Origin of the sequence: Saccharibacillus brassicae, from assembly GCF_006542275.1 — a bacterium.
GTDB classification, from domain to species: Bacteria; Bacillota; Bacilli; order Paenibacillales; family Paenibacillaceae; genus Saccharibacillus; species Saccharibacillus brassicae.
This window is the reverse complement of the sequence record NZ_CP041217.1, coordinates 1,718,569-1,733,812: the sequence shown is the minus strand read 5'-3', so window position 1 is coordinate 1,733,812 and position 15,244 is coordinate 1,718,569. Positions and strand designations below refer to the sequence as shown.

At 60.4% G+C, this 15,244-nt stretch carries 12 protein-coding genes; 9 read left to right on the top strand and 3 right to left on the bottom strand.

Annotation, left to right across the window (positions count from 1 at the left end):
• The first annotated feature begins 61 nt into the window (after window positions 1-61).
• From FFV09_RS07230 to cyoD, 7 genes are all read left to right on the top strand, one after another.
• On the top strand, window positions 62-2,413 hold the full coding sequence (locus FFV09_RS07230) for a glycoside hydrolase family 95 protein (protein ID WP_141447226.1): 2,352 nt from the start codon (window positions 62-64) through the stop codon (window positions 2,411-2,413).
• 123 nt (window positions 2,414-2,536) lie between these two features.
• On the top strand, window positions 2,537-3,886 hold the full coding sequence (locus FFV09_RS07225) for a GH1 family beta-glucosidase (RefSeq protein WP_141447225.1): 1,350 nt from the start codon (window positions 2,537-2,539) through the stop codon (window positions 3,884-3,886).
• 108 nt (window positions 3,887-3,994) lie between these two features.
• Window positions 3,995-4,189, top strand: coding sequence for a hypothetical protein (locus FFV09_RS07220; protein WP_141447224.1), 195 nt, complete (start codon window positions 3,995-3,997; stop codon window positions 4,187-4,189).
• 948 nt (window positions 4,190-5,137) lie between these two features.
• A complete protein-coding gene (cyoA, locus tag FFV09_RS07215) occupies window positions 5,138-6,103 on the top strand; it encodes a ubiquinol oxidase subunit II (protein ID WP_141447223.1) in 966 nt (321 codons plus the stop codon).
• Window positions 6,104-6,163: 60 nt separating this feature from the next.
• Window positions 6,164-8,137, top strand: coding sequence for a cbb3-type cytochrome c oxidase subunit I (locus FFV09_RS07210; RefSeq protein ID WP_141447222.1), 1,974 nt, complete (start codon window positions 6,164-6,166; stop codon window positions 8,135-8,137).
• The gene (locus FFV09_RS07205; RefSeq protein ID WP_141447221.1) at window positions 8,137-8,751 is read left to right on the top strand and encodes a cytochrome (ubi)quinol oxidase subunit III; all 615 of its coding nucleotides are present in this window, start codon (window positions 8,137-8,139) and stop codon (window positions 8,749-8,751) included. Before FFV09_RS07210 ends, FFV09_RS07205 begins: the two co-directional genes overlap by 1 nt.
• A 1-nt stretch (window position 8,752) precedes the next feature.
• Window positions 8,753-9,097, top strand: a complete 345-nt coding sequence (gene cyoD / locus FFV09_RS07200; protein ID WP_141447220.1) for a cytochrome o ubiquinol oxidase subunit IV — start codon at window positions 8,753-8,755, stop codon at window positions 9,095-9,097.
• A 108-nt stretch (window positions 9,098-9,205) separates the two neighbouring features.
• Here cyoD and FFV09_RS07195 read toward each other — a convergent pair whose 3' ends face one another.
• Window positions 9,206-10,705, bottom strand: a complete 1,500-nt coding sequence (locus FFV09_RS07195; protein ID WP_141447219.1) for a glycoside hydrolase family 43 protein — start codon at window positions 10,703-10,705, stop codon at window positions 9,206-9,208.
• Between the two features lie 185 nt (window positions 10,706-10,890).
• On the opposite strand from FFV09_RS07195, the gene FFV09_RS07190 reads away from it, so the two are divergent.
• Together FFV09_RS07190 and FFV09_RS07185 are read left to right on the top strand one after the other, a co-directional pair.
• On the top strand, window positions 10,891-11,829 hold the full coding sequence (locus FFV09_RS07190; RefSeq protein ID WP_141447218.1) for an ArsR/SmtB family transcription factor: 939 nt from the start codon (window positions 10,891-10,893) through the stop codon (window positions 11,827-11,829).
• Complete coding sequence (locus tag FFV09_RS07185; protein WP_141447217.1) at window positions 11,826-12,881, top strand: SGNH/GDSL hydrolase family protein; 1,056 nt, start codon at window positions 11,826-11,828, stop codon at window positions 12,879-12,881. Before FFV09_RS07190 ends, FFV09_RS07185 begins: the two co-directional genes overlap by 4 nt.
• On the opposite strand, the gene FFV09_RS07180 is transcribed toward FFV09_RS07185, so the two are convergent.
• Together FFV09_RS07180 and FFV09_RS07175 are read right to left on the bottom strand one after the other, a co-directional pair.
• The gene (locus tag FFV09_RS07180) at window positions 12,862-13,251 is read right to left on the bottom strand and encodes a GtrA family protein (protein WP_141447216.1); all 390 of its coding nucleotides are present in this window, start codon (window positions 13,249-13,251) and stop codon (window positions 12,862-12,864) included. The two genes, FFV09_RS07185 and FFV09_RS07180, sit on opposite strands and share 20 nt — an antisense overlap.
• Entirely contained in the window at window positions 13,238-15,118 is a 1,881-nt protein-coding gene (locus tag FFV09_RS07175) for a glycosyltransferase family 39 protein (RefSeq protein ID WP_141447215.1), read from the bottom strand. The genes FFV09_RS07180 and FFV09_RS07175 overlap by 14 nt, the downstream gene beginning before the upstream one ends.
• Between the last annotated feature and the right edge of the window lie 126 nt (window positions 15,119-15,244).

Sequence of the window (15,244 nt, the reverse complement as noted above, 5' to 3'; positions counted from 1 at the left end):
TTTCAGCGGGCCAATTCCGCGATGTACCTAAAACGTTTTCCGGAGACGGGGGTAAGACGCAATGGAGCACAACCGAACGTTCAAATTATGGTATAAACAGCCGGCGCAGCGCTGGGAAGAAGCGCTGCCCGCAGGCAACGGACGCCTGGGCGCCATGGTGTTCGGCGGCGACCGCCGGGAGCGATTGCAGCTGAACGAAGATACGCTGTGGTCGGGCTTTCCGCGGGACAAAGTCAACTACGACGCGCAGCGTTATCTGAAGCCGGCCAGGGAAGCGATCTTCGCCGGCCGATACGCCGAAGCCGAGCAGCAGATCAACCAGCGGATGCTGGGCTGGAATACGGAAGCGTACCAGCCGCTCGGAGACCTCTACATCGACCGGATCGGCGGCGGCGAAGCTTCGGGCTACGAACGCGAACTGGACCTGTCCACGGGCGTTCTGGCGACCGTGTTCTCGGCGGACGGCGTCCGCCATACGCGCGAAGTGTGGATCAGCGAACCCGATCAGGTGCTGGTCGTCGTGCTGAGCGCCGACCGTCCGGGAGCGATCGACGCGGACGTGTCGCTGGAGAGCCTGCTGCCTTACGAGACGGCTGCGTTCACGGATGGACGGCTGTCGATCAAAGGCATGGCGCCGAGCCATGTGGAATCGAATTATTTCCGCGACCATCCGCAGGGCGTCCTGTTCGAGGAAGGGCTGGGCATGCGCTTCGAAGCGCAGCTCAAAAGCGAGGTCGAAGGCGGAACGGTGCGCGCCGCCGCAGGGCGGATCGAGATCCGCGGCGCCGACCGGGCCGTGCTGCTGCTTGCGGCGGCGACGAACTTCGAAGCGTACGACAAGCTGCCGGAGAGCGGCGGCCGCCGGCCGGATCGCCTGTGCGAAGCATGGCTCACGGCGGCTTCGGCGCTCGGCTCGTCGGCGCTGCGCGAGCGGCATGTCCGCGACCATGCGGCGCTGTTCGGCCGCGTGGAGCTGGATCTGGGCGGCGCGGAGCGCGCGCAGCTGCCGACGGACGAGCGGCTGGACGCGTACAAGCAGGGAGCGGCCGATCCGGCGCTCGAAGCGCTGTACTTCCATTACGGCCGCTATCTGCTGATGGGCAGCTCGCGTCCCGGGACGCAGCCGGCCAACCTGCAGGGCATCTGGAACCATCAGATCGAGCCGCCGTGGAACAGCAACTACACGTCGAACATCAACGTGCAGATGAACTATTGGCCGGTCGAGTCGGTCAACCTCGGCGAATGCCACGAACCGATGCTGCGCATGATCGGGGAGCTGGCGCAGTCCGGGCGCCGCACGGCGAAGATCCATTACGGGGCGCGCGGCTGGGCGGCGCATCACAACGTGGATCTGTGGCGCATGACGACGCCTTCGGGCGGAGAAGCCAGCTGGGCATTCTGGCCGATGGGCGGCCTGTGGCTGACGTCGCATCTGTGGGAACATTATCTGTTCACGGGCGACGAGCAGTTCCTGCGGACAACCGCGTATCCCATCCTGCGCGAAGCGGCGCTGTTCGCCGTCGACTGGCTCGTGGACGGGCCGGACGGCCGTCTGACGACGGCTCCGTCGACTTCGCCGGAGAACAAGTTCATGACGGCGGACGGCGAGCCTTGCAGTACCGCTTTCGGTTCGGCGATGGACCTGACGCTTATTCGCGACGTGCTGGAGCAGGCATCGGAATCGGCTTCGATTCTGGGGCTCGATCTTTCCGGGACGGCGGAATTCGCCGCGGCGCTGGAACGCCTGCAGCCGCTGCAGGTCGGCTCCGACGGACGCCTGCTGGAATGGGGCACCGAACTGGAGGAGCACGAGCCGGGCCACCGCCACGTCTCGCATCTGTACGGCGTGTACCCGGGCCGTTCCATCAACCGGGAAGAGTCGCCGGAACTGCTGGCGGCCGCGCGGGCTTCGCTTGAAGCCCGCATCGCAAGCGGAGGCGGCCACACGGGCTGGAGCTGCGCGTGGCTGATCAATTTGTACGCCCGCCTGCTGGACGGGGACAGCGCTTATCGCTTCGTACACACGCTGCTGGCGCGCTCTACGCACCCGAACCTGTTCGACGACCACCCGCCGTTCCAGATCGACGGCAACTTCGGCGGAACGGCCGGCATCGCGGAGCTGCTGCTGCAGAGCCATCTCGGCGAGCTGCACCTACTGCCGGCGCTGCCGGAAGCGTGGGCGGACGGCTCTGTTCGCGGGCTGCGCGCGCGCGGGGGCTTCACCGTCGCGCTGGACTGGCGCGGCGGCAAGCTCCGGTCGGCCGAGATCGCGGCCGACCGTTCCGCCACGGTCCGGCTGCGCGCCGACCGTGCTTTTGAAGGCTCTTCGCCGGCTGCCGCGGGCGAAGCCGGAGCTTTTGCCGGCGAATTCGTGTTCGCCGCCGGCGAGACCCGCCGTATCGCCTTCGAGTAGGCGATACGGTCCTGCCGGCCGCTGCCTGCCGAGCGGCCGGCGCCCTGATGCTTTTCGATTCGCCCTGCAATGCGGGCCTGCCTGAACAGATCCGCCCACACTCAATTTATGGAGGAACGACACATGACTATTTTCCAATTCCCGAAAGATTTCAAATGGGGCACGGCTACGGCCGCCTACCAAATCGAAGGAGCCGCGCAGGAAGGCGGCCGCGGCCCGTCGATCTGGGATACGTTCGCCCGCACCCCGGGCCGGGTCTACAACGGCGATAACGGCGACGTCGCGTGCGACAGCTACCACCGCTACGAAGAAGACGTCGAGCTCATGAGAGAACTCGGCATCAACACGTACCGCTTCTCCATCTCCTGGTCGCGCATCATTCCGGACGGCGACGGCGAGATCAACCAGGAAGGACTGGATTACTACCACCGCTTCGTCGACAAGCTGCTGGAAGCCGGCATCGAGCCGTTCTGCACGCTGTACCACTGGGATCTGCCGCAGACGCTGCAGGATGTGGGCGGCTGGGAAAACCGCCGCAGCATCGACGCTTTCGTCAAGTTCTCCGAAGTGATGTACCGCGAGTTCAACGGCAAGATCAGATACTGGCTGACGTTCAACGAGCCGTGGTGCATCGCCTTCCTGTCGAACGTGATCGGCGTCCACGCGCCGGGCAAGCAGGATCTGCAGGCCGGCCTCGACGTGGCGCACAACCTGCTCGTCGCCCACGGCAAATCCGTGTCCAAGTTCCGCGAACTCGGCGTCGACGGCAAGATCGGCATCGCGCCGAACGTAGCCTGGGCCGTGCCGTATTCCAAGACCGAAGCCGATCAAGGCGCCGCGGACCGCAATATCCAGGTCTTCTCCGACTGGTTCCTCGACCCGATCTACAAAGGCAGCTATCCGAAGCCGCTGTACGACTGGTTCGAGCAGTCCGGCCACGTGCCGCCGATCCACGAAGGCGACATGGAAGCGATCGCGCAGCCGATCGACCATATCGGCATCAACTATTACGCGATGAGCGTCAACCGGTTCAACCCGGACGGCGGCTATTTGCAGATGGAAGAAGTCGACATGGGACTGACCAAGACCGATATCGGCTGGCCGGTCGAATCGAGAGGCCTCTATGACGTCATCCATTACCTGCAAAAATACGGCAACATCGACATCTACATTACCGAAAACGGCGCCTGCATCAACGACGACATCGTCAACGGCAAAGTCAACGATACGCGCCGCATCTCGTACCTGCAGCAGCATATCGCGCAGGTGCACCGCGTCATCGCCGACGGTATCAACCTCAAAGGCTACATGGCCTGGTCGCTCATGGACAACTTCGAGTGGGCCGAAGGCTACCGGATGCGGTTCGGTCTCGTGCACGTGGACTACCGTTCCCTGAAGCGCACGCCGAAAGAAAGCTTCTACTGGTACCAGAACCTGGTGAAGAACAACTGGATGGAGACCCGCAAAGACTAGGGCGCAGTCGCCCCGAGGCTTCCCTGTTTCGAAAAAGCGCACGGCCCGAAGACGCGGATCTCCGCGTCTTTTTGGCGTGCGGGGAAAATGGGGGAGTCGGGCCGGGCGATGGTGAGGCTGGTGATGGTGCTGGCGATAGCGGTGGCGGTGGCGATGCCGGTGGCGATACTGAGGCTGCGGGAGATGTTGGTGGTGCTGGCGATGCTGGTGGTGCTGGTGGCGGCAGCCTCGAGGCGGGTCACGGTCAGGCTAACGAATCGTCAGCACGCTATTTGCGCCCGGATTCGCTTTTTGGCGTTTTAACGAATCGTCATCACGCTATATGCTCGAAATCGGCCCTAATCGGGCGGATTGCGGCAGATAAGGATAACAGGATTCGTTGGAGGGCGGAAAAAGCCGAAAACGGGCAAATAGCGATAGGAGGATTCGTTGCGGGTTGTAGCGAGAGCAGGGTAGAGCAGGGATGAGGAGCATAGTACGAACAAGTGGAGCGCGCAGGATGGGTTCGATGTGTCGGAAAAAGGCGAATTCGCGCGGTTTCTACGCGTTTCGGCCGCAGAAATCCGGATAGGACAGAGGCTATGAGAAATGTCACAAAAGTGTCGAAGAGAGCGCCGGATAACCCTTGAACGCGCCGAATAAAGGCCGATAATAGAAAGAAGCCCCGTAGAAGGAGGAAACCGGAAGGAAAGGTGTTTAGGATCGGACCGGAAGACGTTAAAGGCTATATATCGGCCTATTATAAGGAAGAGAAAATTTAAAATTTGAAATAAAGTGAGGTGGGGGCGGAACAATAGGCGGTGATGGAAGGAAAGCGACAGGGGTTTTTTCGCGCCGGGGATTGTTAATGGGGAAAAGATTTGAGGGGAAGATCTGAGGGCAAGACTAAGATCAAGATCCGGGATTAAGATCTCATGATTAAGATCCGAGATTAAGATCAAGTGCGTTTCAAGGCTAAAGGCGCGTTAGGCACTGGGCATGAAAAGCACTTAGCCTTCGGGTAAGTGCTTTTCAAGGCGAAAGGCGCGTTAGGCACTAGGCATGAAAAGACACTTAGCCTTCGGGTAAGTGCTTTTCAAGGCCTAACATCACTAATTCCGGAGGATAGTTTGACATCTTTGTTAACAAAGTCAAAACTTTTCGAAAAAGCTGTTCATTTCTGGTATCTTTAAGTGTAGAATCAAAGTTGCGTTTTAATGTGTGAAATGCTTGTCGAATTTACTGAGCGTTCAACAAAGAGAGGGGATCCACATGGGCAAAAAACGAAGATCGCTCGTTCGCGCAGCTTTCTCGGCTGTCATGCTCGTCATGACGATGCTGCTGCTCTCGGGATGCGCGGACTATATGGTCCTCGATCCGAAGGGACCGATCGCCGCGAAGCAGTTGGACCTGATGATTATCACCGTGATCCTGTGCGCGATCATTATCGTGCCGGTGCTTATCATTACGTTCATCATTGTTTGGCGCTACCGGGCCAGCAACAAGAAGGCCGATTATAAGCCGGAATGGGCACACAGTAACCTGCTGGAGACGATCTGGTGGGGAATTCCGATTGTCATCGTTATCGTCCTCGCTATCGTTACCGTGCGTTACACGCACGAACTCGAACCGTCCAAAGCTTTGGCGTCCGAGAAAGACGAAGTCACGATCCAGGTCGTATCGCTGAACTGGAAATGGTTGTTCTTCTATCCGGAAGAAGGCATCGCGACCGTCAACACGATTACGATTCCCGAAGGTCATCCGGTACGCTTCGAGTTGACGGCGGATTCGCCGATGAACTCGTTCTGGATTCCGGAACTGGGCGGACAGATTTATGCCATGTCCGGCATGTCGATGGCGCTGCATCTGCAGGCCGACGAACCCGGCAAATATTTCGGCACGGCGGCCAACTTCACCGGCGAACACTTCGAGAACATGACGTTCGACGTTAACGCGACAAGCGAAGCGGACTACGAGAAGTTTATCGAAGAGGCGAAAAGCTCGCCGAACAAAATCACCGCCGAGTCGTACGAAGAAATGTCCAAGCCGACCGAAAGCGAAGAACCGACGCTGTACTCTTCGTTCCCGGAAGGCATTTACGAAAGCATCGTGACCAAGTACATGCACGAAGGCGCGGAACTTCACCAGCACGGAAGCGCGTCGGCCGACAAAGCGGACGGCACGGCTTCGACTGCGGACTCGGAAGAACACGGTTCTTCCTCGCACAGCGGTCACTGACATTCGGTCTTGGCCGGATAGGGTGATCTGAACATTTACTGCAACGAAAGGAGCTCCCTAATGCTCGAGAAAATCAAAGAGTTCGCATCCGAGTTTTTTGTAACGGGCGATCCGCTCATCTACGGCGCGGACGCATCCATCGTGTTGGCGACGCTCGGGATCGTATTCGTACTGACCTACTTCAAAAAATGGGGCTGGCTCTGGAAAGAATGGCTCACGACCGTCGATCACAAAAAGATCGGGATTATGTATATCCTGGCCGCGATCGTGATGCTGTTCCGCGGCGGCGTCGATGCCGTCATGATGCGGACTCAGTTGGCTTTTCCGGAATTGAACTTCCTGGAAGCCGACCACTATAACCAAATCTTTACGACGCACGGCGTCGTCATGATCTTCTTCATGGCCATGCCGCTGATGTTCGGTCTGTTTAATATCGTCGTGCCGCTGCAAATCGGCGCGCGCGACGTCGCTTTCCCTTTCCTGAACTCGCTGAGCTTCTGGCTGTTCTTCGCCGGCGCAATGCTGTTCAACCTGTCGTTCGTCATCGGCGGTTCGCCTGACGCCGGCTGGCTCGCCTATCCGCCGCTTTCCGGTTCACAGTTCAACCCGGGCGTCGGACAGAACTTCTACATCTGGGGGATACAGATCTCCGGTATCGGCTCGCTCGCGTCCGGTATCAACTTTATCGTTACGATTCTCAAAATGCGCGCTCCGGGCATGACGATGATGAAAATGCCGATGTTCACCTGGTCGGTATTCGCCGCTTCGACGACGATCATCTTCGCTTTCCCGATCCTGACGATCACGCTGCTGCTGTTGTTCATGGACCGCTTCTTCGGCGCCCATTTCTTCACGCTCGACGGCGGGGGCAACCCGATGATGTATATCAACCTCATCTGGATGTGGGGTCACCCGGAAGTGTATATCGTCGTTCTGCCGGCCTTCGGCGTATTCTCGGAGACGGTTGCGACCTTCGCGAGAAAACGGCTGTTCGGCTACGCGTCGATGGTATTCGCCATGGTTATCATCAGTATCATTTCGTTCTTCACCTGGGCTCACCACTTCTTCACAATGGGCTCCGGCGCTAACGTCAACGCGTTCTTCGCGGTCACGACGATGATCATCGCGATCCCGACCGGGGTCAAGATCTTCAACTGGCTGTTTACGATGTACAAGGGCAGGATCACCTTCCCGACCCCGATGATGTGGACGATCGCGTTCATACCGGCGTTTGTCGTCGGCGGGATGACGGGGGTCATGCTCTCGGTCGCACCGGCCGACTTCCAGTTCCACAACAGTTACTTCCTGATCGCCCACTTCCACCAAGTGCTGATCGGCGGCGTCGTATTCGGTTACTTCGCGGGCCTGTACTACTGGTGGCCGAAGATGTTCGGCTTCAAGCTGAACGAATACCTCGGCAAATGGGCATTCTGGTTCTGGAACATCGGTTTCTACGTCTGCTTTATGCCGCAGTACCTCGTCGGCCTCGACGGCATGACTCGGCGGATCAGCGTATTCAAAGACCCGGATTGGCAGGGCCTCAACGTCCTCTCGACGATGGGCGCTTACCTGATGGGTATCGCATTCCTGTTCCAGGTTGCACAGATCGGCTACAGCATCTTCCGTCACGAAAAAGATACGACGGGCGATATCTGGGATGCTCGTACGCTTGAGTTCTCGATTCCTTCCCCGGCGCCGGAATACAACTTCGCGGTCATTCCGCAGGTTCACAGCCGCGACGAGTGGTGGGAAGAGAAAGAACGCCGCGCCAGAGGCGAGAAGCCTTGGGATCTCGGACCGATCGAACCGATCCATATGCCGAAAAACTCGGCGATCGGGCCGATCATGGGCGCATTCTGGTTCGTGCTCGGATTCGGTCTCGTCTTCCACTGGCTGTGGATGGCCATTCCTGGCCTGCTCGGCGTATTCATTTGCATGTATGCTCGTTCCTTCAGCGCACACAAAGCGGAATACTACATTCCGGTTGATGAGATTGAAAGAACCGAAGCGAAGTTAAGAGGGGGCGCGGTATAATGGCACAGTCTCCGGCACACGGCACGGATCATCACCATCACGCTGCGGGTCATCATGATCCGCAGGATATCAAACTGCTCGGTTTCTGGATCTTCCTCGTAACCGACGTTATCTTGTTCGCAACGCTGTTTGCGACATTCATCGTTCTTCGCGGCGGTACGGACGGCGGTCCGACCGGCGCGGAACTGCTGGAGATCAACGGGATCATCATCTCGACGTTCCTGCTCCTCACAAGCAGCTTCACGAGCGGCGTGGCCGTTCTGGCCATGCACCAGCACAAGATCAAGCAGATGCTGATCTGGCTCGTGATTACCGGATTGCTCGGCGCAGGGTTCCTCTACCTGGAAATCAACGAGTTCCTGCACCTGATCCACGAAGGCGCGACGCTGCAAACGAGCGCGTACTGGTCGGCATTCTTCACGCTCGTCGGCACGCACGGGGTGCACGTTACCGTCGGTATCGGCTGGATGATCTCGATCATGATTCAGATCGTTCGCCGCGGTCTGACCGACGATACCAAAGGCAAAGTTACAGTATTCAGCTTGTACTGGCACTTCTTGGACGCGGTCTGGATCTTCCTGCTCTCGATCGTGTACCTGATGGAGGTGATGTAAGGTGGCGGATCACAACAACGCGCATAACAGCCACGGTGGGGATCGTCACGAGCACGGTTCGCTCAAATCCTACATCATCGGCTATATCATTTCGATCGTGCTTACGATCATCCCGCTCGTTGTCGTCCTGAACGACATGATGGGCCGTACGGCGACCATCGCGGTCATCATGGTTACGGCAACGCTCCAGTTTCTCGTTCAGCTGATCTTCTTCATGCACGTGCGTGACGGAGAGCAGCCGCGTTGGAACTTGATCACGTTGATCTTCGGGGTTCTGATCCTGCTGACGATCGTCGTCGGTTCGATCTGGATCATGGGCAACAACTCGATCGGCATGAAAATGTAGACAGCTTCAACGAAAAAGAGCCCGCTTCGGCGGGCTCTTTTTTTGTTGCGAAGAAACGCGATTGCAGACAATCAAGCAAACAATCAAGCGGGAAACGGCCGCGGCGATTTACGCGTATTCGCACGCAAAGTCGGTGAATTCGGCTTCCGCATCTTCGCCTACCGCGTACAATCCGACCACGACGCCGGTGAAGCCGCCTGCGACCTCCGACGAGAGATAGCGGGTCTGGGCGCTGCCAAGCGGGATCTCGCGGCTGTCTTCGACGAGGAAGAAATGGTAGCGTTCGTGTCCTGAGCGGATCAGCAGCCGGACGGCGCTTGCACGGCTGAGCGGAATCTCTTTTTCAATAGACTTGATGTCGCCGACGTTGAGTCGCTTGATCACGCTGAGGCTGCCGTCGGCATCGGTGCGCACAGCCAGGTCGTAGCGGTGGTTCTCGTCCATGTACAGGGTGAGGCCGGCTTCGCCTTCTCGGCCGGAGAGCCGTACTTCGCAGGCGATCGTCGCGTCGAAGTCTTTTTGCCGCAGCCCGATAAAAGTCGGCGAAGCCGCTTCGTCCAGACTGACCGCCGTGCCCCGCAGCCGCAGCACCTCTTCGCCCAGCTCGTAATTCGACGGCACCGGATGGCGCAGATAGCACCAGTCCAGACTCCAATCCGTATTGTCGAACGTATCGAGCTTCTTCTCCTGCTGGCGCACCGCCTCGGGAATCCGGTCGGTCGTGAACGACGTCAGCGTCAAGCCGTCATACCCGGCGGTGAACCAGCCGTCCGCGCCGAACGTGACCGGGGTGAGGAACACTTCGCGGCCCAGATGGTGATAGGTGAGCCAGCGCCCGATCTGCCGGAAGCCGAGATGCAGCATCCACCAATGGCCTTCGCCGTCTTGCACGAGGTCGCCGTGACCGATGCCCTGCAGCTCGTAGCCGCCCAGATTGCGGTTGGTCAGCACCGGATTGGCCGGGTACGATTCGAACGGGCCGGACAGGCTGTCGCCCCGCGCGTAGACGACCATATGGCCGTATTCCGTTCCGCCTTCGGCGGCCATCAGATAGTAGCGGCCGTCGATGTTGTACAGATGCGGACTTTCCAGATAACGTCCGCCCGTTCCCTGCCAGATCGAGCGGCTCGGCGAACGTTTGGCACCGGTCTCGATATCGAGTTCGCACTGCACCACGCCGCCGATCCCGTCGTCGTCCGTTCCGTTGCTCATGAAGAACGCCCGGCCGTTTTCAAAATACAGATCCGGATCGATGCCGCCCTGATCGACGTACACGGGTTCGGACCATTCGCCGCGGATATCGTCGGTCCAGACGTAGAAGTTCTGGCGCGTCGTATCGTTGGTCGTCGTCATGTAGAACCGGCCGGCATGATGACGAATCGTCGGAGCGAAGACGCCGCCGGAGCTGTTCACGCCGCCAAGCCGCACCTGGCTCTCCCGGGTCAGGCAGTGGCCGATTTGCGTCCAATTGATCAGATCGCGGCTCTCGAACAAGGGAACGCCGGGAAAATATTGAAACGAACTGCACACAAGGTAATACGTATCGCCGACCCGGCAGACGCTCGGATCGGGATAGAAACCTTTGATCACGGGATTGTTGTATTTCATGCTGTGCTCCTTTTTCGAATGTGGGATAAGTTGAATTCGCTTTTGCGTGAATCGATAAAGTTAGAGCAATTAAGCCAATTAAACAATATTCGAAAACGGTTCACAATATGATACAGTAAAATCGGCGCAGAAATTGGGTTGAATGAATGCCGATATGATTTCAACAATCAAGAAGGAGACGGAAGATGCTCAAAGTCAACGGGGACGCGGGATGCATGCCGATCTACGAAGCGCTGGCGAGCGAAGTCCGGTGGCAGATCATGAATCTGCTGGCCGAGCGGGAACGCAACGTCAAAGACCTGGCGGCGGCACTTGGGCTCAGCCCGTCGATCGTGACGCTGCATATCCGCAAGCTCGAACAGGCAGGCTTGACCGGCAGCCGCCGGGTGCGCCTGAACGGGGGCACGCACAAGATTTGTTTTCTCGCGGAAAGCCGTATCGAGATCGAGCTGCCGTCGGAACGCCAAACGTCGAAGATCCGGGAGCAGTCGATCGCGATCGGCCATTATACGGCGTTCGATATACGGCCGACCTGCGGCCTCGGGACGCTGGAGAAAGAGATCGGCGTGTGGGACGATCCGCGCTATTTCTTCGATCCGGAACGCGTGCAGGCGGCTATTCTCTGGTTCGGGCAGGGATTCGTCGAATACAAAACGCCCAATTACCTGCTGCCGGAACAGGCGGCGGAAGCGATCGAAATTTCGATGGAACTGGCTTCCGAAGCGCCGGGGCTGCGGGACGACTGGCCTTCGGACATCGGGTTTGTATTTAACGGCGTGTCTCTCGGCATCTGGACGAGTCCGGCCGATTTCGGTCGGGCCGCGCGCGGGCGGCACACGCCGACGTGGTGGCATCGCAACGTCAATCAATACGGGCTGCTCAAAACGATACGGGTCGACGCGCGCGGCACTTTTATCGACGGAGAGTATATGTCGGACGTGACCGCCGCGGACCTGCGCCTGAACGAGCCGTTCTGGACGCTGCGCTTCGGGGTGGACGAGCAGGCGAAGCATGTCGGCGGACTCACATTGTACGGAGCGGGCTTCGGCAATCATGATCAAGACATCGTTATTCGCGTGCATCTCGGGGAAAACTTATCAAAAGGAGCGGAAAACATTCAATGAAAACGTTCAAAGCGGCGGAAGGTTACGTGAAAAAGCTTGGCCGAACGCACGAATACGACGATGCGCTGTGGCTGGCCCTGTCGGGCAGCGGCGCGGAGTTTTCTTTTTACGGAAAAAAAGCGCAGATTGCCCTGATCGGCGACGATACCGTCGGCGGAACGAATAATTTTGCCCGGATCGGCATTACGGTGAACGGGCAGCGGGTCGTGGACGATCTTATGAACGAAGCCCGCAAAGTGTATACCGTGTTCGACAGCTATGAGCAGCAGGAGGTCACGATCGGCATTCTCAAGCTGTCGGAAGCCGCCATGTCGACGGTCGGCATCCAGGCGATCGCGGTCGACGCCGAAGACGGCATCCGCCCGACGCCGGGCAGAAGCCGCCGTATCGAATTTATCGGCGACTCGATCACGTGCGGATACGGCATCGACGACGAAGACCCGCTGCATGCGTTCTCCACGGCGACGGAAGACGTGACCGGGACGTACGCGTACTTAACGGCCGAAGCGCTCGACGCCGATTACAGCATGGTCTCGTACAGCGGCTACGGCCTTATCTCGGGGTATACGGAGAACGGCGAGAAGCTGCTGACCCATCTGGTGCCGGACTACTACGCCAAATGGGCCAAGTCCGAAGGCCGACCGGGCGGCACGCTGAATCCGCTGAGCGTGGAGTGGGACTTCTCGCGCTTCGTGCCCGACCTGATCGTGATCAACCTCGGCACGAACGACGATTCGTATGCGCAAAGCGATCTCCGGCGGCAGGCGGAGTTTGCGGAGCGGTATACCGCTTTTCTCCAGGAGGTGCGAAGCCGCAGCGCCGAGGCCCCGATTCTGTGCACGCTCGGCATCATGGGCGATCGGTTATATCCGCTGGTGGAACAGGCCGTGAAGCGGTACGTCGAAGCGACAGGCGACACGTCTGTCTCCGCCTTGAGATTCGACGTGCAGCGCGACGAAGACGGACGGACGTCGGATTACCATCCGACGAGGAAGACGCATGTCCGGGCGGCCGGGAAGCTGACGGAGCGGATCAGAGCGGAGTTCGGGTGACGCGAAAGACCCAATAGCGGCTCAGCATGTAGTTCAGCGCAAGGCCCGGAACGGTTACGGCGATTTTGGATATCCACAGAGGCAGGAACGGTTCGAGCCGGATGAGTAAAAAAGAAGTGAGCAGAGCGACGACCCCATTTGCGAGCAAAAAGCGAAGCAGCTCGCCTCTGGGCGCGGGAGAATCGCTCCGGAACGTCCAGCCGCGGTTCCAGACATAGCTGTTGGCCGTGCCCGCGGCATATCCGGCAGCCTGGGCGAGCGGACCCAGCCAGCCCTGCAGCAGGAAAAAGACGATAAAATCGACGGCCGTATTGGATACGCCGACGATCGCGAAGCGCAGCGGACGGCCGAGCGCACTAGCTGTTCTCAACGGAAGAATCCCCCTTATCCAGATCGTACAGCGTATAGCTTCGGTGCAGCCCCAACAGGTCGACGGCGCGGCCGAGCATGCCGGCGACCGTGCCGGCTTGCTCGGCTTCGGCGCCTGCAGCCGCGGAGAAGCCCGAAGCTTCGCCTCGGCTCATGACGTCCCAGCGGGACCGCGGGACGACCGCGGCATGCTGCCGCACCCACGAGGCGACGGCGTCCGCCGAGTCGTGCGAGCCGCCCAGCAGCACGTAGCGCACCTGCCCGGTCGCGGCCATGCGGCGTATCCCGTCGACGCCGAGAGCGGGGTCGGCGCCTTTGAAGCCGCCCCACGCCAGCACCGGCTCGCGGGTCTGGATAATGAGCGAATCGGCTCCGCTGTTGGACGAAGGTATGGCGGCGACGTATTTGGCGTCTCCGCGGTGGCGGAGCAGGTAATGCACGAGAGCGGCGTCGAGCGGCTCGCCGTCGCGGCTCCAGCTGTCGCCGTCCGCCAGATACGGCGACGCATAAGGCTGTCGGGCGCTTCCGCCGTACAGGGCGGGCGTGAGCGACCAGAAGCCCGGCGCGGCCAGCACGCCCGCGAGACAGAGCGCGAGGGCGGCCTTCGAAGCGGCGCGCGCCTGCGGAAGCGCCAGCGCGAGCAGGAGGCCCGAGGCGCCCAGCGCCGCCGCGGCCAGGCCGAGGCGCGGCAGCCCGTCGGTGCCCGCGATATAGGCGGCGGTGCCGAAAGCGACCGCGCCGCCGGCCAGCAGCCAGGCCGGCTGCCGGTTGCGGCACAGCTCCGCGATCGCGGCCCCGGCAAGCGCCGCGATGCCCGGCGCCAGCATGACCAGGTAGTAGCGGTGGAAAAAGCCCGCTGCGCTGAACACGACGATCATCGGCAGCAGCCAGCCGGCCCACAGCAGCACGTCCGCCCGAAGCTTGGGACGTCTCACCCCCAACAGCACCGCGCCGAACAGCGCGAACGGCAGCAGCCACGAGATCTGCCCGGCCAGCTTGACGTCCAGCAGACGCAGCGGGCCGGGCGGCCCGTCTTCGCTGCTTGAGCTCAGAACGGCGGCGCTCGCGCTGCCGCCCATCTGCCCGGTCAGCCGGCCGATGCCGTTGTAGCCGAGCGCAAGTTCCAGCACGGAATTGTGCATGCTGCTGCCCACGTAGGGGCGTTGGTCGGCCGGCGTGGCGTCGACGAACGTCGCCCACGAGAGCGAGACGGCGACCAGCACCGCCAGCGCCGCCGCCGACTGCTTCAGCAGGCGTCTCCACGGCAGCGTGCGGGCCGTCAGTACAAACAGCGCGAACGCCGGCAGCACGAGGTAAGCCTGCATCATCTTGACGTTGAAGCCGACGCCGACGAGCGCCGCCGCGGCGCACAGCCGCAGCGTACTCTCGGTACGCACGGCCCGCTGCAAGGCGAGGGTCGCAAGCAGCAGGCAGAAGAGCAGCACGCTGTCGGCGTTGTTGGTCCGGCTGACCGCCGCGGCGATCGGCGTCAGCGTCAGAATCAGCGCGGACAGCCGGGCCGCCGCCAGACCGAACGAAGGCCGCACGAGCACGTAGAGCAGCGCGACCGAGCCGGCGAACGCCAGCGCGGACGGCAGCGCGAGGCTCCAGGCGTGCAGACCCAGCAGCTTGACGCTGATCGCCTGCAGCCAGAACGCGACCGGCGGCTTGTCGATCGAGATAAAGCCGCCGGGATCGAACGCATTGTACAAAAAGTTGTGGAAGCTCTGGCTCATGCTGACGGCCGCGGCCGTGTAATAAGCGTTGAGATAGCCCGATTTGTCGATCCGCAGCAGCGATAGCAGCAGGGCCGCGAAGGCAAGCGCCGCGGGCAGCGGATCGATTCGGCGAAGCGAAAACAGATTCATGCGCGATTCCTCCGGTCGGGCAGGAAAAGGCGGACAGCGTCGCGGTCCGCCTGTTTGCCGTGCCGCTTTGTTTGCTTCCGAGTATAAGCCTCAAGCCTGAGCGGAATCTGAAAAGGCGCTGAACGA